Origin of the sequence: Escherichia sp. WS338, from assembly GCF_046486405.1 — a bacterium.
Classification (GTDB): Bacteria; Pseudomonadota; Gammaproteobacteria; order Enterobacterales; family Enterobacteriaceae; genus Escherichia; species Escherichia coli.
Window position 1 is genome coordinate 45,321 of the sequence record NZ_JBJQLL010000022.1, and the last position, 20,901, is coordinate 66,221.

A 20,901-nucleotide genomic window follows, 5' to 3' on the forward strand; every position below is an offset into this window, starting at 1 on the left:
GTAGGGAGCACATTGCCTGATGCGACGCTTAACACGTCTTATCAGGCCTACAAGTCGGTGCGAGAGCGTAGGCCAGCCGCACCGACATCCACCGGTGAATTAAAAACGCCAGCTCACGCCGGTGACAAAGGTAAAACTCTCATTACGATCAACCATCGGGCTGTCGGTAATCTCTTCCGGCAGCTCGCTGTATCCGGCGCTCGCCATCAATACGACGTGCTCTCCTATCGGGTATTTTGCCGTCAGGCTGACATAAGGCACCCAGGCATCCTGCGCGGAATAACTTGCCAGACCGCTACGACGGGACTCACTCTCTGAAATGCCATAGTAATAGTCACTGAAATTCTCGTCATAATAGAGAACGCCCAGCGCAGGTGTCAGCGACAGGCGACCTATCTGCATTTTGTGGAATACCGATAGCTCCCCCACCCAGCCGTTGCTGTTATCCAGAACGTCCGCAGCCGCAGAGGCTTTCACGGTTCCCCAACGCTCGTGGTGATACCAGGCAACCCCCGCCATAGCCGTACTATCACGCTTATCAAGCTGTTGCATGGCATAATCGTCATTATCGGCAGGGTCAAATTCCAGCGGCATCCAGGATGCGGTCAGGCTAAGTTCATTTTTTTCACTTTGCGACAGAATAAAACCTAACGTGGTCTGACGAACATAAAAAGTATCACCTTCATAACTAATCAGCGGAATTGCCTTTGTATTTTCATTATAACCGCGATAAGGCGATTCATTATAAGCCGCACCAGCACCAATGGATAATTCAGAAGCAGTTGCGCTTGCCATAAAAGGCAACGCAAATAACGCCACAATATTGCGGTTAATTAACATGTCCGGTATTCCATTTTAAAATAAGATAAAAAAGAGTCGGCATAGTAATGCTTACAATTTCTCCGGTGCAAGATTCATATTTATATAGTAATATATAAAATTATATATAATTGGGCTGTTGCGATGACAAAATTACAACTTAAGTACCGGGAGTTAAAAATTATCTCGGTAATCGCTGCCAGTGAAAATATCAGCCATGCCGCGACTGTACTTGGCATCGCACAGGCCAACGTCAGCAAATATCTTGCTGATTTTGAATCAAAAGTGGGTTTAAAAGTCTTTGACCGAACCACCCGACAGCTGATGCTCACACCTTTTGGCACCGTGCTGTTACCGTATATCAACGACATGCTGGACAGAAACGAGCAGCTTAATAATTTTATTGCAGATTATAAGCATGAGAAACGTGGTCGGGTCACTATCTATGCACCAACCGGCATAATTACCTATTTATCCAAACATGTAATCGATAAAATTAAAGATATCGGTGATATCACCTTATCGCTAAAAACCTGCAATCTTGAGCGTAATGCCTTTTATGAAGGCGTCGAATTTCCCGATGATTGTGATGTTTTAATCAGCTACGCCCAACCAAAAGATGAATCGCTGGTTGCCAGTTTTATTACCCAATATGCCGTAACCGCTTATGCCAGCCAGCGCTATCTTGAGAAACATCCCATTAGCCGTCCTGACGAACTCGAACATCACTCCTGTATTTTGATCGACTCGATGATGATCGACGACGCGAATATCTGGCGCTTCAACGTCGCCGGGAGTAAAGAGGTGCGGGATTATCGCGTGAAGGGAAATTACGTTTGCGACAACACGCAATCTGCGCTGGAGCTGGCACGAAATCACCTGGGGATTGTGTTTGCGCCAGACAAAAGTGTGCAGAGCGACCTGCAAGACGGCACGCTGGTGCCCTGCTTTCAGCACCCGTATGAATGGTGGCTGGATCTGGTGGCTATCTTCCGTAAACGGGAATACCAGCCCTGGCGGGTCCAGTATGTGCTGGATGAAATGCTGCGTGAAATTCGCCACCAGCTTGCTCAGTCGCAGCAACTGCGGCCTGAACAAGCGGCGGAAAGCGAAGATTAATGATCGAGATAAAGGTAATGCACCCAGCTGGTCATGCGTAACAGTACTTTGCGCATCACCGAGACATGGCTGAAATGATCAGAATAGACCGCCACCTGGGCGTAAATACCGTCTGGTAATGCGCTCAAATCAGTATGCTCATCCAGTTCAATGGTCGCGATAACGCCATCTGAACCCGGCGCTGTGTTTAACGTCTGTAAGGTGCCGGTCGACTGATAAGCTCCACCGGGAACAGCTGGACTAATGGCTGCCAGCTTACCGCTGAACACTTTGCCTGGCAGAGCGTTAAATACCACTTCCGCATCATCGCCGGGAGCCAGGCGCAGCAAGGAGTTCTGACGGAACTGCGCCACGATTTGTCGTTTCTGATCGGGTATAAACACCATCACCGGACGTAGCGGCAGCGACGCGGCATAGGTACCCGGACGAATCAGCACCTGGGTCACATAACCATCGCTCGGCGCACGCACTATCGTCTGCTCAAGGTTATATTTTGCTTCCGCGAGCTGCGCTTTCAGGCTGGCGATTTGAGAATGTTCACCCAACACCAGGCTATCCAGCTGGCTCTGGATCTGTTTTTGTTCCGCCGCCGCTGATTTTACGGAGGCTTCCTGCGCCAGATAATTTTGCCGCGCCACATCGATATCGCGTTCTGAAAACGGGTTTACTTTCGCCTGGCTGCCACGTGCGTAACGCTGATACTCTTTAGCGAACTTATCCCGCGTGGCCTTTGCCTGCTGAGTATTCGCCGCCATCTCATCTAACTCTGCGCCCAACGCCCGCTGTTTATGTTCTGCGGTAACGATATCCGCCATCAGCCGATCCACCCGAGCCTGATAACGCGTCGGGTCCAGTCGAAATAGCACCTCACCTTTTTTAATCAGCGTATTTTTCTTGTCCGTCACTTCGATCACCACGCCTGTCACCTGTGGGACAACAGGAATAGAAATAACCGCTTTTTGCGCTTTAAAGGTATACGGATGGTTATAGTTCATTAACAGAATTAGACCGCTGACAATAAATATGCCTCCCAGGGCCGCTGTGGGAATGGTCCATTTATTTACAGGAATTTTGAAGATCTTAAACATTGCCCATGCGAAAGCCACATAGGTTAAAATAATCAGTAAATCCATAAGTATTACTCGGCAGAAGAGGATTTGATGTCAGCGAGCTGTTTCTCCAGCCCGGCAATACGCTGTTGTAGTTGCACAACGGAGGAGTCATGGTTTTGCATTCCCCATCCACGCTCCGGGCGGTAAAGCGTGGCCCAAATCCACAAAAATGGCCAGATAACATGTAACGTAAAAAGACTCACCCAACCAGCAACATGAATGGCGTCGGCATGAGGATGATTACGTTTTTTGGCAATCAGGTAGGGAACATCATGTAAAATAATAATCCCATAGAATATCACCAGAAATACAAAAATAAGCACTCCCAATGCAAAATAATCCAGGAACATATTTCCCTCAGAGAATATAGAAAAGAACAATTAACGCATATTATGAAATACCATAATGCGGTGCAATTTCCTTATTTATATAACGACATATTGTTTTTTATATACTTTCTGAAGTGTGCAGCCTGGCTTTTCAACAGTGCGAGGCTTATCATATTGAAATAATGGAACTATTGGCCAAACTAATGAATAACTCCAGTAAAACATCCACAGTACAGATTAAGCGTATTAAACCTTCAATTATCTACCGTTTATTGCTGATTGGCCTCGGAACGCCAATGGTGATTTATGGCCTGGTTCGCCCGCTCACCATCGAAACGCGAGATTAAACTCCTGGCAAAACACGCCCCAGAAACGCACTTCTGTTGACGTAGTCTGGGTTATTGCGCACGTAGGTTTAAAACGTAAATTGTAACAACGTGCGCTTTGTTTATGCCGGATGCGGCGTGTACGCCTTATCCGGCCTACGGTCAGGTCCCCGTAGGCATGATAAGACGCGTAAGCGTCGCATCAGGCAATGAATACCCAATGCGACCAGCTTCTTATATCAGAACAGCCCCAACGGTTTATCCGAGTAGCTCACCAGCAGGCACTTGGTTTGCTGGTAATGCTCAAGCATCATCTTGTGGGTTTCGCGTCCGATGCCCGACTGTTTGTAGCCACCAAACGCCGCATGTGCCGGGTAAGCGTGATAACAATTGGTCCACACGCGCCCTGCCTGTATGCCGCGCCCCATCTTATAGGCAAGATTACCGTTGCGGCTCCAGACGCCCGCGCCCAGGCCATATTGCGTATCGTTCGCCAGCTCCAGCGCTTCTTCTATCGTTTTGAAGGTGGTTACCGCCAGCACCGGGCCAAAAATCTCCTCCTGGAACACGCGCATATTGTTCTGACCAAACAAAATCGTCGGTTCGAGGTAGTAGCCGTCTTTCAGTTCGCCTTCCAGCAGCTTGCGCCGCCCGCCGGTGAGCACATCAGCGCCCTCTTTTTTACCGATATCAATGTAGTTGAGGATGGTTTCCAGTTGCCCGTGAGAAACCTGCGCGCCCATTTGCGTCACGCTGTCGAGCGGGTTACCGCTGCGAATGCTTTCGACACGGCGGATGGCGCGTTCCATAAAGCGTTCGTAGATAGACTCCTGCACTAAAGCACGGCTTGGACAGGTGCAAACTTCGCCCTGGTTAAAGGCAAACAGTGCAAAGCCTTCCAGCGCTTTATCGAAAAAGGCATCTTCTTCATCCATCACATCAGCAAAGAAGATATTTGGCGATTTGCCGCCCAGCTCCAGCGTCACCGGAATAATGTTTTGCGTGGCGTATTGCATAATTTGTTGGCCCACTTCCGTTGAGCCGGTAAACGCCACTTTGGCGATGCGTTTCGAGGTCGCCAGATATTCGCCAATTTCCCCACCTGCGCCGTTGACCACGTTCACCACCCCTGGCGGCAGTAAATCACCGACGATTTCCATTAGCAGCAGTACAGAAAGCGGAGTAAGACGTGCGGGTTTCAGCACCACACAGTTGCCAGCCGCCAGCGCGGGAGCCATTTTCCAGCTCGCCATCAGCAGCGGGAAGTTCCACGGGATAATCTGCCCCACCACGCCTAACGGTTCATGGAAATGATAGGCCACGGTTTCGCTATCCACTTCACTGATCCCACCTTCCTGCGCCCGAATACACGAGGCGAAATAGCGAAAATGATCAATCGCCAGCGGCACGTCGGCAGCACTGGTTTCGCGAATGGGTTTGCCGTTATCCCAGGTTTCTGCCGTCGCTAAAAGTTCAAGGTTTTGTTCCATTCGATCGGCAATCTTAAACAGAATCGCCGCGCGATCCTGCACCGAGGTGTGCGCCCATTTATCTTTCACTTTATGCGCAGCATCCAGCGCCAGATCGATGTCTCGTTTGCCCGAAGACGCCACTTCGCACAGTAGCTGCCCGGTCACCGGCGTCAGGTTCTGGTAATACTCGCCATCGGCAGGCGCTACCCATTCGCCACCGATAAAGTTGTCGTAGCGGGCTTTTAATTTGAGGGGGAAACCATACTCGCCGGGCTTAATCTGTGCTGAAGGGGGATTATTGGTCATGATCGTCTCCTTGCGGTGTGAGGTATAACAAGGGTAGACGTGACTGGCGAAATCTTCGCCAGTCGGTAACAGCTTTACGACGGCTATCACGAATTTACGGGCAAGGATTACAGAGATAACTAAAACTCTCTCAAAAATCGCAAATTTTGAGATAGTTTAAAAAATGGCTGACAATTAGACAGCCATTGTGGGAATGATGATTACATCGCTGCGCGATAAATCGCCATAATTTCTTCGTGAGTTGCCTGAATCGGGTTAGTAAACCCACACGCATCTTTCAGGGCATTGGTTGCCAGCACTGGAATATCTTCTTCTTTCACGTTCAGGTCGCGTAGGCCTGCCGGGATATTCACTTTCTTCGCCAGTTCACGGATGGCATTGATGCACGCTTCTGCGCCTTCCGCGTCATTTTTGCCTGTCACGTTCACGCCCATTGCAGCGGCACAATCACGCAGACGTGCAGCGGCGACTTTGCTGTTGAATACCTGAACATGCGGCAGCAAAACGGCGTTACATACACCGTGTGGCAGGTTGTAGAAACCGCCCAGCTGGTGCGCCATCGCATGAACATAACCCAGAGAAGCATTATTGAACGCCATACCGGCGAGGAACTGGGCATAAGCCATTGCTTCACGCGCTTTCGCATTACTGCCATCTTCAACGGCTAACGGCAGGTTTTCGGCAATCATGGTCACGGCTTTCAGTGCACAAGCGTCAGTGATCGGCGTGGCGGCAATAGAAACATACGCTTCGATAGCGTGCGTTAAGGCATCCATACCCGTTGCAGCGGTCAGTGACTTCGGCATACCGATCATCAGAGAGGAGTCATTGACAGAAAGCAGCGGAGTTACATGTTTATCCACAATCGCCATTTTGATGTGACGCGCTTCGTCAGTGATGATGCAGAAACGGGTCATTTCAGAGGCCGTACCCGCCGTGGTGTTGATGGCGATCATCGGCAGCTGCGGTTTTGCAGAGCGGTCAACGCCTTCATAATCGCGGATGTCACCGCCGTTGGCTGCAACCAGCGCAATACCTTTTGCGCAGTCGTGTGGAGAACCACCGCCTAAGGAAATCACGCTATCGCAATTATTTTCTTTAAGTAATTTCAAACCTGCGGCGACGTTTTCCGTGGTGGGGTTAGGTTGGGTGCCATCATAAATAACGCTAAAAATATTGCGTTCTTCCAGTGCTTTTTGCACATCACCCGCCATACCCAATTTCGTTAACATGTTGTCGGTGACAATTAAGGTACGGGTAAATCCATAATCTGCCATCATATTCATTGCATCATTCAATGAATCAGCACCAATAACATTCACGGAAGGAATAAAAAAGGTTGAAGCTGCCATAACACACTCCTGAAAGTGTAAAAAAGGGCGGGCAGCTTACTGAGGATTTTCATTTGAAAATATGATCAACATTACCGTTTATTAAAATATTTTTAATAAAAAGCACGTTACATTCATCAAATAACGTGCCTTCTTAACATTAATAAGAAATTTTGTATTAATTCATATTTATTATGAATTAATCATTTCCTTATTTTTCCGGAAATAATAATGCGTCGCGCAATAAATGATCATTTCCACGACGACGCGTAAAGCCAATGCGGTCAAAATATTCCAGAATCTGAATTGCCAGCTTTCGGCCTACGCCTAAGCGATCGCGGAAATCCGCCGCGCAGGTTGAACCACATTCCTGATCGAGATCGCGGATCATATTGGCAAACTCGACAATCCGATCGTTACGGTAATAACGATCTTTGACGATCGCAGTAATTATCCCCTGTTGCGCCGCCTGGCGTAGCGTCAGGCGCATTGCCTGCTCGTCGGTTCCCGTCTCTTTTGCCAGGTCACGCACCCACCATGGCTCGTCACCAAACAGCGGCTCTGCTTTTTGCCAGATGGCCTGCTGCTCTGCACTGAAGCCCGCTTTATGATCCGGCAGATGCAGCCAGCCGTGATGGCTGTGGATGTCGCCGCTTTCGCGCATCTTTTCAATCAGCAACAGTACCAGCGCTTCATCTTCCATTGGCAACGCCATACGTCGCAGACGTTCGCGCCCAGGACCAGGTTCATCGCGATGTTGCTCATGATAAGTCGCTAATGTATCGAGAATTTTCCGCTGCCAGCGGGCGGCAACTGGCGCATTCAACAAGCTGTAACCAGCCTGAATATAGCCAGGCTGTTGCAGCAGTTCGCGCATCCCTTCGCCGTTGAGCTGCCGTGCCCAGGCGAAATCCGCAAGGTTAACCGCGCCGCGTTCCAGATGAACAGATAACGCATCGGCATCGCTCTGCGCCCGTGCAAGAGACGCCAGCCATTGCAGATATTCCGGCTTACGCTTACCGCGACGCGGCGGGTTAAGCATCACCACACGCGCCCCCGCCAGCGTGTTGCGGGCCGAGATATCGCGCAGCACTATGCGATCGTTATCCGCCAGCCACAGCGGCGTGTCGAACACCAGCTCGGCAAGGTTATCTTCCAGTAGCGAAACACGTCCCGTAACGTGGCTGGCGGCGTGGTGAATATGCAGCGGCTGCCACTGGGTCAGCGGTGTATGGGTTTGAAGCTCGACAATCACCCGTGTGAACGGCTCCGGCGGCACATCGGCAAGCAGCCAGTCGCCACGGTTAATCTGCTCTTTTTCCGCATCACCCGCGATGTTAAGCGCGATACGCTGCCCGGCATGGGCAGTTTCTGTTGGCTGATTTTGCGCATGCAGCGCACGCACGCGCATCGGTTTATTTACACCAGTCAGCCAGAGTGAATCGCCTACTTTCACTTCCCCGCTTAACGCCGTACCGGTGACGACCAGCCCGGCACCTTTTACAGTAAATGCGCGGTCGATCGCGAGGCGGAAACTATGTTGGCTGGCGTGTTCACGTTCTGGTAACTGAAGCAGATGCTCGCGCAGGGCATCAATTCCCCGACCTTCGGTTGCTGCGGTGATAAACAGTTTTGCCTCAGCAAAACCGTATTCCCGCAGCATCTCCTTTACCTGGCGTTCAACCTCATCAACACGCGCTTCGTCCACGCGATCGGCTTTGGTCAGCGCCACTGTCAGCATCGGGTTACCGGTCAGCTGCAAAATCGCCAGATGCTCACGGGTCTGTGCCATCACACCGTCATCGCACGCCACCACCAACAGCGCGTGATCGATACCACCAACGCCCGCCAGCATGTTGGAAAGAAACTTTTCATGACCGGGTACGTCGATAAAACCAGGCACGCGACCATCAGGCTGCGGCCAGTAGGCATAGCCGAGATCGATGGTCATGCCGCGCTTTTTTTCTTCCGGCAGACGGTCGGCATTTACGCCCGTAATCGCCTGCAACAAGGTTGTTTTGCCGTGGTCAACGTGTCCGGCAGTCGCAATAATCATTTCAACAACATCTCCAAAAACCGTTGCTCATCTTCAAGGCAGCGTAAATCCAGCCACAATCGTCCGTCATAAATACGACCAATCACCGGCACTGGCAATTCACGCCAGCGGGCGGCTAATGACTCAAGGTGGCTACCGCGTCCATCATGGGGTGTAAACGTTAATGCCGCGCTCGGCAGGCGATCAACCGGCAGTGAACCACTGCCAATCTGCGAAAGACATGGCATAACCTGGACTGCAAACTCCGCGCCGTAATGTGCGGCAAGGGGAGCCTGTAAACGTTGTGCCTGGATTTGAATGACCTCTGCGCTGCGGGTAAGCAGGCGCAGGGTCGGTAATTTTTCACTCAGAGCTTCAGGGTGTAAATAAAGACGCAACGTGGCTTCCAGCGCCGCGAGGGTCATTTTATCCGCGCGTAATGCACGCTTCAGCGGGTGGCTTTGCAGGCGGGCGATCATCTCTTTTTTACCAACGATAATCCCTGCCTGCGGCCCGCCTAACAACTTGTCACCGGAGAAACTCACCAGACTGACGCCCGCCGCAATCAACTCCTGCGGCATTGGCTCTTTCGGCAAACCGTACTGGCTAAGATCAACCAGCGAGCCACTGCCTAAATCAGTCACTACGGGAACATCCAGCTCTTTGCCGAGCGCCACCAGTTCCGCTTCATCTATCGCTTTGGTGAATCCCTGAATGCTGTAGTTACTGGTATGTACTTTCATCAACAGCGCGGTATTTTCATTCACCGCCTGACGATAATCATTAGCGTGCGTGCGGTTGGTGGTCCCTACTTCGTGTAGGGTGCATCCTGCCTGACGCATAACATCGGGAATACGAAACGCGCCGCCAATCTCCACCAGTTCGCCGCGAGAAACCACCACCTCTTTCCCGCTGGCAGTGGCCGCCAACATCAATAACACCGCCGCCGCATTGTTATTAACGATACAGGCATCTTCCGCCCCCGTAATACGGCACAGCAGCTGCGCCAGCGCCCGATCGCGATGTCCGCGTCCGGCGTCGTCCAGATCGTACTCGAGGGTCACTGGCGAACGCATAGCCTTCGTAACGGCTTCCACCGCGGCTTCCGCCTGTAAAGCTCGCCCAAGGTTGGTATGCAGCACGGTTCCCGTCAGGTTGATTACCGGACGCAGCGCGCTTTGCGCCTCTTTCGTCAACCGGGCATCGACTTCTTGCGCCCAGTTTTCACACCACGCGGGCAGCGTCTGGCTGTCTCGAATCACTTCTCGCGCTTCGTCAAGCATCTGACGCAGCAATTCCACCACGCGGGTGTGACCATAAGTATCACGCAAAGAAAGGAAGGAGCTATCGCGCAATAAGCGATCAATAGCCGGAAGTTGACTATAGAGGGAACGCGTTTCGGTTGTCATAGGAAACCTGGCTGATCAAGGCCCTCTCACACGGAGAAGGGCGTTTAACATAACCACGGATTGTAACGTGAGATGGGTCAGGAGGACATATCGCGCATCAAGCCTTTGGCGGTTCGGTGCGAGCAAAACTTTCGCGGCTAAACAGGTTTTCGACCAGTTTGACTAAGTGTGGGCGGTCGACACACCAGCCTGGCGCAACGCGGCGGAAATTGAGATATCCGACGGCACAGGCAATGGCGATAGTCGCCAGATTGACCGTATCGGTTTTGAGCGTGCCATCGACCAGATATCCTTCCAGCACATCCAGACTGCGGTTGATTTTCTCCCGCTGGCGTAACAATTCATCTTCAGACTGCTGCGCCGCCGGACGCGCCTGTTCACGCACCGATACCAGCCCGGCATCCATAATGCCATCCGCCAGCGCCTCAATTTTGCGCACCCGCAACGACTCCAGCGGATCACGCGGCAACATCGCCGGAGCAACATTCATTAATTCAATATATTCAGCGATGATCGGCGAATCAAACCAGCATTCGCCCTCTTCGGTCACCAGCACCGGCACTTTTCCTAACGGGTTAAATTGCGCCACGCCGTTATCCGCGTTATAGGGCAGTTCATTAATAAATTCGAACGTTATGCCCTTTTCTAACAACAGAATAGAAAGTTTGCGTACAAACGGGCTGGTGTAGCTACCGACGAGTTTCATGCCGAGTCCTTTGTGCGAGGAAAAATATCAGTATGGCTCAGGCTCGCGCAAAACACAGGTGATACAAGTCTCAATGATCCAAATAAAGATAATGCATCCAACTGGTCATTCTTAGCAGCACTTTCCGCATCACCGAAACATGGCTGAAATGGTCGGAGTAAACTGCCACCTGGGCGTAGATGCCGTCGGGTAAGGCATCGATATCAGCGTTAGGGTCCAGTTCAATGGTTCCCAGCACACCGTCCGTGCCGGGCACGACCGTTAATGATTGCAATACCCCCTGCGCCTGATAAGAACCGCCTGGCACGACAGGTAAAATACTGGTCAGTTTGCCGTGAAACACCTGCCCAGGTAGCGCGTTAAACACCACTTCCGCATCATCGCCGGGTTTCAGACGTAACAGCGAGTTTTGCCGAAATTGGGCGACAATTTGCCGTTTTTGCTCGGGGATGAAGACCATCACCGGACGCAGCGGCAAGGCAGCGGCGTATGTACCTGGGCGGATCAGTACCTGAGTGACGTAGCCATTGCTCGGTGCGCGAATGACGGTCTGCTCAAGGTTATATTTTGCTTCAGTAAGTTGCGCTCTTAAGCTCACAATCTGCGATTGCTCGCCGTTAACCATACTGTCGAGCTGGCTCTGGATCTGCGCCTGCTCCGCCACCGAGCCTTTCACCAGCGCATCCTGCGCGAGGAAATTTTGCCGCGCATCGTCGATGTCACGTTCCGAGAACGGATTCACCGCCGCCTGGCTGCCTTTCAGATAACGTTGATAATTTTTAAACAGACGGTCGCGCTCCGCTGAAACCTGGGTGGTGTTGGCCTGCGCTTCAGTGAGCTGCGCGCGCAGCGTCTTTATATTATGCGTCGCCGTCATCAGGTCAGCCTGAAGCCTGTCAACTCGCGCCTGGTAACGAACCGGGTCGAGCTTAAAAAGCACCTCGCCCTTCTGAATAAGCTGATTATTTTTGTCGGTGACTTCAGTAACAATTCCCGTCACCTGTGGCGTGATGGGGATCGCTATCACTGCCTTTTGCGCGGTAAAAGTGTAAGGGTGGTTGTAGTTCATCAACAAAATCAAACCACTCACCAGAAACACGCCTCCCAGCGCCGCCGTCGCCAGCGTCCACTGATTCACCGGAATGCGGAAGATTTTAAAGACCGCCCACGCCAGCGCCACGTAAGTTAAAACAATCAATAGATCCATAATTAGATCTCCGGAAACGTGGAATAGTCAGTCTTTTTCTCGGCGGCGAGTTGGTGCTCCAGCCGGGAAATCCGGTCAGAAAGTGCGGCGATTTCCGGGTCTGGCACGTCGCCTTGCGGCGCAACATGCGACTGCATGCCCCAGCCGCGCTCCGGTTGATAGAGCGTCGCCCAGATCCACAAAAACGGCCAGATAACATGCAGAGTAAACAGGCTCACCCAGCCCGCCGTATGAATAGCGTCGGCATGGGGATGGTTGCGCTTTTTGGCAATCAGATAAGGGATGTCATGTATCGCGATGATTCCATAAAAAATCACCAGAAAGACGAAGATCAGCACTCCCAACGCGAAATAGTTTAGAAACATATCTGCCTCGGATTCACGTTTATCAGTGTTGTTTTTTGGCTGGCAGCCAGAAGGGAGTCAGGCTGATATTTTGACAATAATCCGGGTTCGCGATTCTCGCCATAACACCAAAGAATAATTTTAAGAGGTGATGAGTTGCTTAGTTACATAACGATTTCATGACGAAGGCATAACATGCTGTAGATCACATCAGGTGAACGCCGTAAGAAAATATCTTGTGATTCAGATCACAAAGATTCAACAAACCATCAAAATAAAAATGTGACATAACTCACATTTAAATGCCATTTTTAGCGAAAATCGCCGCCTTGTTGCTTTTTTACACAAGCATTTTGTGATGAGAATCACGTCAATTACCTCTCTACCCCCTACATTTATGTGACTGATATCACACAAAAGGCCGCCGACTGGACAGTTAACCGATTCAGTGCCAGATTTCGCAGTATCTACAAGGTCCGGCTACCTCTGCCGCCACATTAACAAAAAACCTCGGGCTTCCAGCCTGCGCGACAGCAAACATAAGAAGGGGTGTTTTTATGTCATCCGATATTAAGATCAAAGTGCAAAGCTTTGGTCGTTTCCTCAGCAACATGGTGATGCCAAATATCGGCGCGTTTATCGCGTGGGGTATCATCACCGCGTTATTTATTCCAACAGGGTGGTTACCGAACGAAACGCTGGCGAAGCTGGTCGGCCCGATGATCACTTATCTCCTGCCGCTGCTGATCGGTTATACCGGTGGTAAGCTGGTAGGCGGCGAACGTGGCGGCGTAGTCGGTGCCATCACCACCATGGGCGTTATCGTCGGCGCAGACATGCCGATGTTCCTCGGTTCGATGATTGCAGGTCCACTGGGCGGCTGGTGCATTAAGCACTTCGACCGCTGGGTAGACGGTAAGATCAAATCCGGTTTTGAGATGCTGGTGAATAACTTCTCCGCAGGCATCATCGGGATGATCCTCGCTATTCTGGCATTCCTCGGCATTGGCCCGATTGTTGAAGCCCTGTCCAAAATGCTGGCTGCGGGCGTTAACTTCATGGTTGTCCATGACATGCTGCCGCTGGCGTCTATCTTTGTTGAACCGGCGAAAATCCTGTTCCTCAACAACGCCATTAACCACGGTATCTTCTCGCCGCTGGGTATTCAGCAGTCCCATGAACTGGGTAAATCCATCTTCTTCCTGATTGAAGCTAACCCAGGTCCGGGTATGGGCGTGCTGCTGGCGTACATGTTCTTTGGTCGTGGTAGCGCTAAACAGTCTGCGGGCGGTGCGGCAATCATCCACTTCCTGGGGGGTATCCACGAAATCTACTTCCCGTATGTGCTGATGAATCCGCGTCTGATTCTGGCCGTTATCCTCGGCGGTATGACTGGCGTGTTCACGCTGACTATCCTGGGCGGTGGGCTGGTTTCTCCGGCATCTCCGGGTTCTATCCTTGCTGTACTGGCGATGACGCCAAAAGGTGCTTACTTCGCTAACATCGCGGGTGTGTGTGCGGCGATGGCAGTCTCCTTCGTTGTCTCTGCTATTTTGCTGAAAACCAGCAAAGTGAAAGAAGAAGATGATATTGAAGCAGCAACTCGTCGTATGCAGGACATGAAAGCTGAGTCTAAAGGTGCGTCTCCGCTGTCTGCGGGCGATGTGACTAACGACCTGAGCCACGTACGTAAAATCATCGTTGCCTGTGACGCCGGTATGGGTTCCAGTGCGATGGGCGCAGGTGTGCTGCGTAAGAAAATTCAGGATGCAGGTCTGTCGCAGATTTCGGTCACTAACAGCGCGATCAACAACCTGCCGCCAGATGTGGACCTGGTCATCACTCACCGTGACCTGACCGAACGCGCTATGCGCCAGGTTCCGCAGGCACAGCATATTTCGCTGACCAACTTCCTCGACAGCGGCCTGTACACCAGCCTGACCGAACGTCTGGTTGCTGCCCAGCGCCATACTGAAAACGAAGTGAAAGTGAAAGACAGTCTGAAAGACAGCTTTGACGATTCCAGTGCTAATCTGTTCAAACTGGGCGCGGAGAACATCTTCCTCGGTCGCAAAGCGGCCACCAAAGAAGAAGCGATTCGTTTTGCTGGCGAGCAGCTGGTGAAAGGCGGTTACGTTGAGCCGGAATATGTTCAGGCGATGCTGGATCGTGAAAAACTGACCCCGACTTATCTGGGTGAGTCTATCGCTGTGCCACACGGTACGGTTGAAGCAAAAGATCGCGTACTGAAAACGGGCGTGGTGTTCTGCCAGTACCCGGAAGGCGTGCGCTTCGGTGAAGAAGAAGATGACATTGCCCGTCTGGTGATTGGTATTGCTGCCCGTAACAACGAGCACATTCAGGTTATCACCAGCCTGACCAATGCACTGGATGATGAATCCGTCATCGAGCGTCTGGCACATACCACCAGCGTGGATGAAGTGCTGGAACTGCTGGCAGGTCGTAAGTAATCCAATCCCACCTCTCCACATGGAGAAGGTGGGGCTTATTGCCTGATGCGCTACGCTTATCAGGCCTACAAAACAAAGCGCAGTTTGTTGAATTTGCACGTTCTTGTAGGCCGGATAAGGCGTTTACGCCGCATCCGGCGCGGCCCCTCTCCACATGGAGAGGGTTTGGGTGAGGGAAAAGCCTCACCCCAGCCCTCTCGGGTAAAAACATTGATGAAGGTTAATACTATGAAAGCATTACATTTTGGCGCAGGTAATATCGGTCGTGGCTTTATCGGTAAACTGCTGGCGGACGCGGGTATCCAACTGACGTTTGCCGATGTAAATCAGGTGGTACTTGATGCCCTGAATGCCCGTCATAGCTATCAGGTTCATGTGGTTGGTGAAACCGAGCAGGTAGATACCGTTTCTGGCGTCGATGCCGTCAGCAGCATTGGCGATGATGTCGTTGATCTGATTGCTCAGGTCGATTTAGTCACTACCGCCGTTGGCCCTGTCGTGCTGGAACGTATTGCTCCGGCCATCGCCAAAGGGCTGGTGAAACGTAAAGAACAAGGTAATGAATCCCCACTGAACATCATCGCCTGTGAAAACATGGTCCGCGGCACCACGCAGCTGAAAGGCCATGTGATGAACGCCCTGCCGGAAGATGCCAAAGCGTGGGTAGAAGAACACGTTGGCTTTGTTGATTCCGCCGTTGACCGCATCGTACCGCCTTCGGCTTCGGCAACTAACGATCCGCTGGAAGTGACGGTAGAAACCTTCAGCGAATGGATTGTCGATAAAACGCAGTTCAAAGGCACGCTGCCAAACATCCCTGGCATGGAATTAACCGACAATCTGATGGCATTTGTCGAACGTAAACTCTTCACCCTGAATACAGGTCATGCTATAACCGCGTACCTCGGAAAACTGGCGGGTCATCAGACCATTCGCGACGCGATTCTCGACGAGAAAATCCGCGCGGTGGTTAAAGGTGCGATGGAAGAAAGCGGCGCGGTACTGATCAAGCGCTACGGCTTTGACGCGGACAAACATGCGGCGTACATCCAGAAAATCCTCGGTCGTTTCGAGAACCCGTATCTGAAAGATGATGTAGAGCGCGTAGGCCGTCAGCCGCTGCGTAAACTGAGTGCTGGCGACCGTCTGATCAAGCCACTGCTCGGAACGCTGGAATATGGTCTGCCACATAAAAACCTGATTGAAGGTATTGCCGCTGCAATGCACTTCCGCAGTGAAGATGATCCGCAGGCTCAGGAACTGGCAGCACTGATCGCTGACAAAGGTCCGCAGGCGGCGCTGGCACAGATTTCCGGTCTTGATGCCAACAGCGAGGTTGTATCCGAGGCGGTAACCGCTTATAAAGCAATGCAATAATGGTGGACCAGGCGCAGGATACCCTGCGCCCGAATAACAGATTGTCAGATATGCAGGCAACAATGGAACAAACCCAGGCCTTTGAAAACCGTGTGCTTGAGCGTCTGAATGCTGGCAAAACCGTGCGAAGCTTTCTGATCACCGCCGTCGAGCTTTTGACCGAGGCGGTAAATCTTCTGGTGCTTCAGGTATTCCGCAAAGACGATTACGCGGTAAAGTATGCTGTAGAACCGTTACTCGACGGCGACGGTCCGCTGGGCGATCTTTCTGTGCGTTTAAAACTCATTTACGGGTTGGGTGTCATTAACCGCCAGGAATACGAAGATGCGGAGCTACTGATGGCATTGCGTGAAGAGCTAAATCACGACGGCAACGAGTACGCGTTTACCGACGACGAAATCCTTGGACCCTTTGGTGAACTGCATTGCGTGGCGGCGTTACCACCGCCGCCACAGTTTGAACCTGCAGACTCCAGTTTGTATGCAATGCAAATTCAGCGCTATCAACAGGCTGTGCGATCAACAATGGTCCTTTCACTGACAGAGCTGATTTCCAAAATCAGCTTAAAAAAAGCCTTTCAAAAGTAAGTACTTTCGCTTACTTCTCCTCTACCTGTTTCGGACGATAAAGCTGACGATAATACTCCAGACGTTGTAGATATAACGGCACGCTTTCATCAGGTATTCCGGACGGAATCGCGTTACGGGGAGGTAGTTTTTTCAGATACTCCCGGAACGCCTGGCTCGATGCCATGAAATCTACGGCTTTATCGATAAGAAGCGGAACGTTTTCACCTAATTTGCCCATGATGATATCTCCGTATTACCCCGCGCCGGGAATGCGCGGCCGCCAATTTTAGTTTAGATCCCGGTATAAATGACATTAAGGAAAACGTGCTCAATCCTCAATAATCACCTGCTTCTGTTGACTATCTTTTTTCTTTAAATTTCTTAATTAATCAATAAATTGCGTAGTTTTTAAGCATGTTAATGTTTACGTTATAGAACTATTACAATGCCATCAGTTGTGAACAAAGCACCTGGTCGCGCATACTAGGGGCTATAAATTTATCTTTATCAGAAGCCATCACATGAAAGAAGTCGAAAAAAACGAAATCAAACGTCTCAGCGATCGTCTGGACGCCATCCGCCACCAGCAGGCCGATCTGTCGCTGGTTGAAGCCGCAGACAAATACGCCGAACTGGAAAAAGAGAAAGCCACGCTGGAAGCAGAAATTGCTCGCCTGCGCGAAGTTCACAGCCAGAAGCTCAGCAAAGAAGCGCAGAAACTGATGAAGATGCCGTTCCAGCGTGCAATCACCAAAAAAGAGCAGGCTGATATGGGCAAGCTGAAAAAAAGTGTTCGCGGACTGGTGGTTGTGCACCCAATGACCGCGCTGGGCCGCGAAATGGGCCTGCAAGAGATGACAGGGTTCTCAAAGACTGCGTTTTAAGTTCCTTTCTCGTCGCTGTAATCACAGCCTCTCACCATTTACTCGCTCCTGCTGGCACATGCAGGAGCCTGTTTCAGAGATCGAATATTTATAACGTTCTTAACATTATATATTCAATCTCCTCTATTCTTTTTAGCGCACATGCCAGGCTAAATTCTGAAAATCAGGTACAAGTTAAAGAACGATGTATCAATATTAACAATGAATTTTCGCATATCAATGCTTGAAACATAATTAATTATTTAAATTTTTCAATCAGCTTCGCAAATTCCACAATAAAACATCACTCAACTGAATATTTATCTTTCCCTGCCCTGTGCCTTTATCCGGTGAAACATTTGACATCGATTGACACCGATCATTAAAATCCGCGCGATTAATATTATTGGCTACAAACTGAAATCGTTTGACATTTAATAACATATTCGCACAACCAATTAATACAAAATTTCTCTAACAAATTTATTTTGCGGATATGCCCCACTCCAATCATTCATAAAAAAAATGATTGTGCCGTAATTATCAACTGTATCGGGATTATGAAAAGGAATTCATCCTATGAACCTAAAGAAAACACTGTTAAGCGTGTTAATAATAGTGCCTCTCTGCTTATTGGCAGGGTGTGACTATATTGAAAAAGCGAGTAAGGTCGACGACCTCGTTACACAGCAAGAGTTGCAAAAAAGCAAAATTGAGGCGCTTGAGAAACAACAGGAACTCGATAAGCGAAAGATAGAGCATTTTGAAAAACAACAAACTACTATCATAAATAGTACCAAGACGCTCGCTGGCGTGGTGAAAGCGGTTAAAGACAAGCAGGACGAATTTGTCTTTACAGAATTTAACCCAGCACAAACACAATATTTCATTTTAAATAACGGATCGGTCGGTTTGGCAGGCCGGGTGCTGGCTATTGATGCGGTTGAAAATGGCAGTGTTATTCGTATTTCGCTGGTTAACCTTTTAAGCGTTCCCGTATCAAATATTGGCTTTCATGCGACATGGGGAAATGAAAGACCCGCCGATGCCAAAGCTCTGGCAAAGTGGCAACAATTACTTTTCAACACCACCCTGAATTCCAATCTGCAATTAATGCCTGGTCAATGGCAAGACATTAATCTGACATTAAAAGGCGTTTCGCCTAATAACCTGAAGTATCTGAAGTTGTCCATCAATATGGCCAATCTCCAGTTCGACACTGTTCAACCTGCTGAAACTCGGCAGCGAAAAAACAAAAAATAAATGCAGCTTCTGCGCTTATATCAAGGAATAGAGAGCATCAATAATGAACAAAATTTTTAAAGTTATCTGGAATCCGGCGACGGGCAGTTACAGCGTTGCCAGCGAAACGGCGAAGAGCCGTGGCAAAAAAAGCGGGCGCAGTAAGCTGTTAATTTCTGTACTAGTTGCGAGTGGGTTGTTGTCGTCGTTTGGAGCGTTAGCTAATAACTACGACGGGCAGCCAACTGATTATGGCGATGGCTCAGCAGGTGACGGCTGGGTTGCTATCGGTAAAGGGGCAAAAGCAAATACCTTTATGAACACTAGTGGCGCGAGTACAGCTTTAGGATATGACGCGATAGCCGAAGGTGAGTACAGTTCTGCCATCGGGTCAAAAACCCTTGCAACTGGTGGAGCATCCATGGCGTTCGGGGTTAGTGCAAGAGCAATGGGTGACAGAAGTGTCGCGCTGGGTGCATCGTCAGTAGCAAATGGCGATCGTTCGATGGCTTTTGGTCGTTACGCAAAGACGAATGGTTATACATCTCTTGCTATTGGGGACTCCTCCCTTGCCGATGGTGAAAAAACTATTGCGTTAGGAAATACGGCTAAAGCTTACGAAATTATGAGCATCGCCCTCGGTGATCATGCCAATGCGTCAAAAGAATATTCAATGGCGCTGGGTGCAAGTAGTGCCGCATCTGCGGCTAACGCGATTGCAGTAGGCCGCAACAGTGCTGCAGCTGGCGTAGACAGCCTCGCATTCGGTAGACTATCCGCCGCCAACGCCGCAAACGCGATTGCTATGGGTGCAGAGAGCAAAGCTGCTGAAAATGCGACGGCAGTTGGTACTAACGCGGAGGCAAATGGACTTAATAGTATCGCGTTGGGCTCCGGCAGTATTGCAGATGTCGACAACACTATTGCTCTGGGCAATCAAAGTCAGGCAGTAGCGGCTGGCGCAATTGCCATCGGTCAAGGGAATAAAGCTGACGGCGCAAATGCTATCGCGCTGGGTAATGGTAGTATTACAGGTGGTGTAAATGCTATTGCTCTTGGACAAGGCAGTTATGCCGGTTTAGAAAATGGCACTGCAATTGGTGCTCAAGCCAGTGCTCAGGGGAAAAATTCAGTTGCTCTGGGTGCTGGTTCTGTAGCGACTGACGCGGATACTGTTTCTGTGGGTAACACAACAGCTCAGCGACAAATTGTCAATATGGCAGCAGGTGATATCAGCACTACCAGTACTGATGCCATCAATGGATCACAGCTTTATGCTATCAGTAAGTCAGTAGCGGACAATCTTGGTGGGGGGGCTACCGTCAATGCGCAAGGCGTCGTTACTTCCCCAAATTACAGGCTGAAAAGTGGTATTTTCGGCACTGTTGGCGACGCCTTAACGGGCCTGGACAATAATACGTTACAATGGGACTCCCTTAAAAAGGCATATAGTGCGGCACATGGTACAGATACTACCAGTACCATCACCAACGTTAAAGACGGCGCTATTTCTGATACCAGTAAGGATGCGGTTAACGGTTCTCAGCTGAAAACCACCAACGATAACGTAGCGACCAATACTACCAATATCACCACCAACACTAACAGTATCAATACCCTGACGGATTCCGTTGGCGACCTTAAAGACGATGCCCTGCTGTGGAATGGCACCGCGTTCAGCGCCGCGCACGGCACCGAAGCCACCAGCAAAATAACCAACGTCAAAGACGGTGACCTGACGGCTGGCAGCACCGACGCGGTTAACGGCTCTCAGCTCAAAACCACTAACGATGCCGTGGCAGCCAACACCACCAATATCGCCACGAACACCACCAACATCACCAACCTGACTGACGCTGTTGAC

Annotated in this window: 19 protein-coding genes; 8 read left to right on the forward strand and 11 right to left on the reverse strand. The window is 50.4% G+C overall.

Features of this window, described 5'->3' with window-relative positions; translation table 11 throughout:
- Nucleotides 1–99 precede the first annotated feature (99 nt).
- Complete coding sequence (locus ACJHWT_RS18010; RefSeq protein ID WP_000906816.1) at nt 100–840, reverse strand: MipA/OmpV family protein; 741 nt, start codon at nt 838–840, stop codon at nt 100–102.
- Nucleotides 841–963: 123 nt separating this feature from the next.
- Here ACJHWT_RS18010 and ACJHWT_RS18015 point away from each other — a divergent pair, with 123 nt between their 5' ends.
- On the forward strand, nt 964–1,938 hold the full coding sequence (locus ACJHWT_RS18015; RefSeq protein WP_000164038.1) for a LysR family transcriptional regulator: 975 nt from the start codon (nt 964–966) through the stop codon (nt 1,936–1,938).
- Here ACJHWT_RS18015 and ACJHWT_RS18020 read toward each other — a convergent pair.
- Nucleotides 1,935–3,071, reverse strand: a complete 1,137-nt coding sequence (locus ACJHWT_RS18020) for an HlyD family secretion protein (protein ID WP_000364878.1) — start codon at nt 3,069–3,071, stop codon at nt 1,935–1,937. The two genes, ACJHWT_RS18015 and ACJHWT_RS18020, sit on opposite strands and share 4 nt — an antisense overlap.
- 5 nt (nt 3,072–3,076) lie before the next feature.
- Complete coding sequence (locus tag ACJHWT_RS18025; RefSeq protein ID WP_000478198.1) at nt 3,077–3,400, reverse strand: DUF3302 domain-containing protein; 324 nt, start codon at nt 3,398–3,400, stop codon at nt 3,077–3,079.
- A 182-nt stretch (nt 3,401–3,582) separates the two neighbouring features.
- Here ACJHWT_RS18025 and ACJHWT_RS18030 point away from each other — a divergent pair, with 182 nt between their 5' ends.
- Nucleotides 3,583–3,726 (forward strand): hypothetical protein, encoded by a 144-nt coding sequence (locus ACJHWT_RS18030; protein WP_001066082.1) that lies wholly within the window; start codon nt 3,583–3,585, stop codon nt 3,724–3,726.
- 218 nt (nt 3,727–3,944) lie between these two features.
- Here ACJHWT_RS18030 and aldB read toward each other — a convergent pair whose 3' ends face one another.
- The 7 genes from aldB to ACJHWT_RS18065 all read right to left on the reverse strand — a co-directional run bounded on the left by aldB (nt 3,945) and on the right by ACJHWT_RS18065 (nt 12,536).
- Nucleotides 3,945–5,483: an aldehyde dehydrogenase AldB gene (gene aldB / locus ACJHWT_RS18035; RefSeq protein WP_001318108.1), complete on the reverse strand. Its 1,539-nt coding sequence runs from the start codon at nt 5,481–5,483 to the stop codon at nt 3,945–3,947.
- A gap of 200 nt (nt 5,484–5,683) precedes the next feature.
- Complete coding sequence (gene yiaY / locus ACJHWT_RS18040; RefSeq protein WP_000741502.1) at nt 5,684–6,835, reverse strand: L-threonine dehydrogenase; 1,152 nt, start codon at nt 6,833–6,835, stop codon at nt 5,684–5,686.
- A 190-nt stretch (nt 6,836–7,025) separates the two neighbouring features.
- The gene (gene selB / locus ACJHWT_RS18045) at nt 7,026–8,870 is read right to left on the reverse strand and encodes a selenocysteine-specific translation elongation factor (protein ID WP_000582416.1); all 1,845 of its coding nucleotides are present in this window, start codon (nt 8,868–8,870) and stop codon (nt 7,026–7,028) included.
- The gene (gene selA, locus ACJHWT_RS18050; protein ID WP_000206261.1) at nt 8,867–10,258 is read right to left on the reverse strand and encodes an L-seryl-tRNA(Sec) selenium transferase; all 1,392 of its coding nucleotides are present in this window, start codon (nt 10,256–10,258) and stop codon (nt 8,867–8,869) included. Before selA ends, selB begins: the two co-directional genes overlap by 4 nt.
- A gap of 97 nt (nt 10,259–10,355) precedes the next feature.
- A complete protein-coding gene (locus ACJHWT_RS18055) occupies nt 10,356–10,964 on the reverse strand; it encodes a glutathione S-transferase (protein ID WP_000779792.1) in 609 nt (202 codons plus the stop codon).
- A gap of 70 nt (nt 10,965–11,034) precedes the next feature.
- The gene (locus ACJHWT_RS18060; RefSeq protein ID WP_000364934.1) at nt 11,035–12,171 is read right to left on the reverse strand and encodes an HlyD family secretion protein; all 1,137 of its coding nucleotides are present in this window, start codon (nt 12,169–12,171) and stop codon (nt 11,035–11,037) included.
- Nucleotides 12,172–12,173: 2 nt separating this feature from the next.
- Complete coding sequence (locus tag ACJHWT_RS18065) at nt 12,174–12,536, reverse strand: DUF3302 domain-containing protein (protein ID WP_000479618.1); 363 nt, start codon at nt 12,534–12,536, stop codon at nt 12,174–12,176.
- A 536-nt stretch (nt 12,537–13,072) separates the two neighbouring features.
- Between ACJHWT_RS18065 and mtlA the strand changes: the two genes are divergently transcribed.
- The 3 genes from mtlA (at nt 13,073) to mtlR (ending at nt 16,950) form a co-directional block, all read left to right on the forward strand.
- Nucleotides 13,073–14,986, forward strand: a complete 1,914-nt coding sequence (gene mtlA / locus ACJHWT_RS18070; RefSeq protein WP_000093252.1) for a PTS mannitol transporter subunit IICBA — start codon at nt 13,073–13,075, stop codon at nt 14,984–14,986.
- 228 nt (nt 14,987–15,214) lie between these two features.
- Nucleotides 15,215–16,363 carry a mannitol-1-phosphate 5-dehydrogenase gene (mtlD, locus tag ACJHWT_RS18075; RefSeq protein ID WP_000645408.1) on the forward strand — a complete coding sequence of 383 codons (1,149 nt, stop codon included), beginning with the start codon at nt 15,215–15,217 and terminating at the stop codon, nt 16,361–16,363.
- On the forward strand, nt 16,363–16,950 hold the full coding sequence (mtlR, locus tag ACJHWT_RS18080; protein ID WP_000228269.1) for a mannitol operon repressor MtlR: 588 nt from the start codon (nt 16,363–16,365) through the stop codon (nt 16,948–16,950). Before mtlD ends, mtlR begins: the two co-directional genes overlap by 1 nt.
- 10 nt (nt 16,951–16,960) lie before the next feature.
- Here the strand turns inward: mtlR and yibT are convergent, their stop codons facing one another.
- Nucleotides 16,961–17,170, reverse strand: coding sequence for a protein YibT (gene yibT / locus ACJHWT_RS18085; protein WP_000517097.1), 210 nt, complete (start codon nt 17,168–17,170; stop codon nt 16,961–16,963).
- Nucleotides 17,171–17,453: 283 nt separating this feature from the next.
- On the opposite strand from yibT, the gene ACJHWT_RS18090 reads away from it, so the two are divergent.
- The 3 genes from ACJHWT_RS18090 to ACJHWT_RS18100 all read left to right on the forward strand — a co-directional run.
- Nucleotides 17,454–17,816 carry a YibL family ribosome-associated protein gene (locus ACJHWT_RS18090; RefSeq protein ID WP_000665680.1) on the forward strand — a complete coding sequence of 121 codons (363 nt, stop codon included), beginning with the start codon at nt 17,454–17,456 and terminating at the stop codon, nt 17,814–17,816.
- Nucleotides 17,817–18,374: 558 nt separating this feature from the next.
- The gene (locus ACJHWT_RS18095; RefSeq protein WP_001049675.1) at nt 18,375–19,058 is read left to right on the forward strand and encodes a DUF3251 domain-containing protein; all 684 of its coding nucleotides are present in this window, start codon (nt 18,375–18,377) and stop codon (nt 19,056–19,058) included.
- A gap of 43 nt (nt 19,059–19,101) precedes the next feature.
- A partial coding sequence (locus ACJHWT_RS18100; RefSeq protein ID WP_265882275.1) for an ESPR-type extended signal peptide-containing protein occupies nt 19,102–20,901 on the forward strand: 1,800 nt, incomplete at its 3' end.

Coding starts and splice junctions, on each gene's coding strand:
- yiaY (WP_000741502.1), bottom strand. CDS start 6,835: ATGGCAGCTTCAACCTTTTTTATTCCTTCCGTGAATGTTATTGGTGCT.
- yibT (WP_000517097.1), bottom strand. CDS start 17,170: ATGGGCAAATTAGGTGAAAACGTTCCGCTTCTTATCGATAAAGCCGTA.
- ACJHWT_RS18095 (WP_001049675.1), top strand. CDS start 18,375: ATGAACCTAAAGAAAACACTGTTAAGCGTGTTAATAATAGTGCCTCTC.
- ACJHWT_RS18065 (WP_000479618.1), bottom strand. CDS start 12,536: ATGTTTCTAAACTATTTCGCGTTGGGAGTGCTGATCTTCGTCTTTCTG.
- aldB (WP_001318108.1), bottom strand. CDS start 5,483: ATGACCAATAATCCCCCTTCAGCACAGATTAAGCCCGGCGAGTATGGT.
- ACJHWT_RS18015 (WP_000164038.1), top strand. CDS start 964: ATGACAAAATTACAACTTAAGTACCGGGAGTTAAAAATTATCTCGGTA.
- selA (WP_000206261.1), bottom strand. CDS start 10,258: ATGACAACCGAAACGCGTTCCCTCTATAGTCAACTTCCGGCTATTGAT.
- ACJHWT_RS18030 (WP_001066082.1), top strand. CDS start 3,583: ATGAATAACTCCAGTAAAACATCCACAGTACAGATTAAGCGTATTAAA.
- ACJHWT_RS18010 (WP_000906816.1), bottom strand. CDS start 840: ATGTTAATTAACCGCAATATTGTGGCGTTATTTGCGTTGCCTTTTATG.
- ACJHWT_RS18025 (WP_000478198.1), bottom strand. CDS start 3,400: ATGTTCCTGGATTATTTTGCATTGGGAGTGCTTATTTTTGTATTTCTG.
- ACJHWT_RS18055 (WP_000779792.1), bottom strand. CDS start 10,964: ATGAAACTCGTCGGTAGCTACACCAGCCCGTTTGTACGCAAACTTTCT.
- mtlD (WP_000645408.1), top strand. CDS start 15,215: ATGAAAGCATTACATTTTGGCGCAGGTAATATCGGTCGTGGCTTTATC.
- mtlR (WP_000228269.1), top strand. CDS start 16,363: ATGGTGGACCAGGCGCAGGATACCCTGCGCCCGAATAACAGATTGTCA.
- selB (WP_000582416.1), bottom strand. CDS start 8,870: ATGATTATTGCGACTGCCGGACACGTTGACCACGGCAAAACAACCTTG.
- ACJHWT_RS18060 (WP_000364934.1), bottom strand. CDS start 12,171: ATGGATCTATTGATTGTTTTAACTTACGTGGCGCTGGCGTGGGCGGTC.
- ACJHWT_RS18020 (WP_000364878.1), bottom strand. CDS start 3,071: ATGGATTTACTGATTATTTTAACCTATGTGGCTTTCGCATGGGCAATG.
- mtlA (WP_000093252.1), top strand. CDS start 13,073: ATGTCATCCGATATTAAGATCAAAGTGCAAAGCTTTGGTCGTTTCCTC.
- ACJHWT_RS18090 (WP_000665680.1), top strand. CDS start 17,454: ATGAAAGAAGTCGAAAAAAACGAAATCAAACGTCTCAGCGATCGTCTG.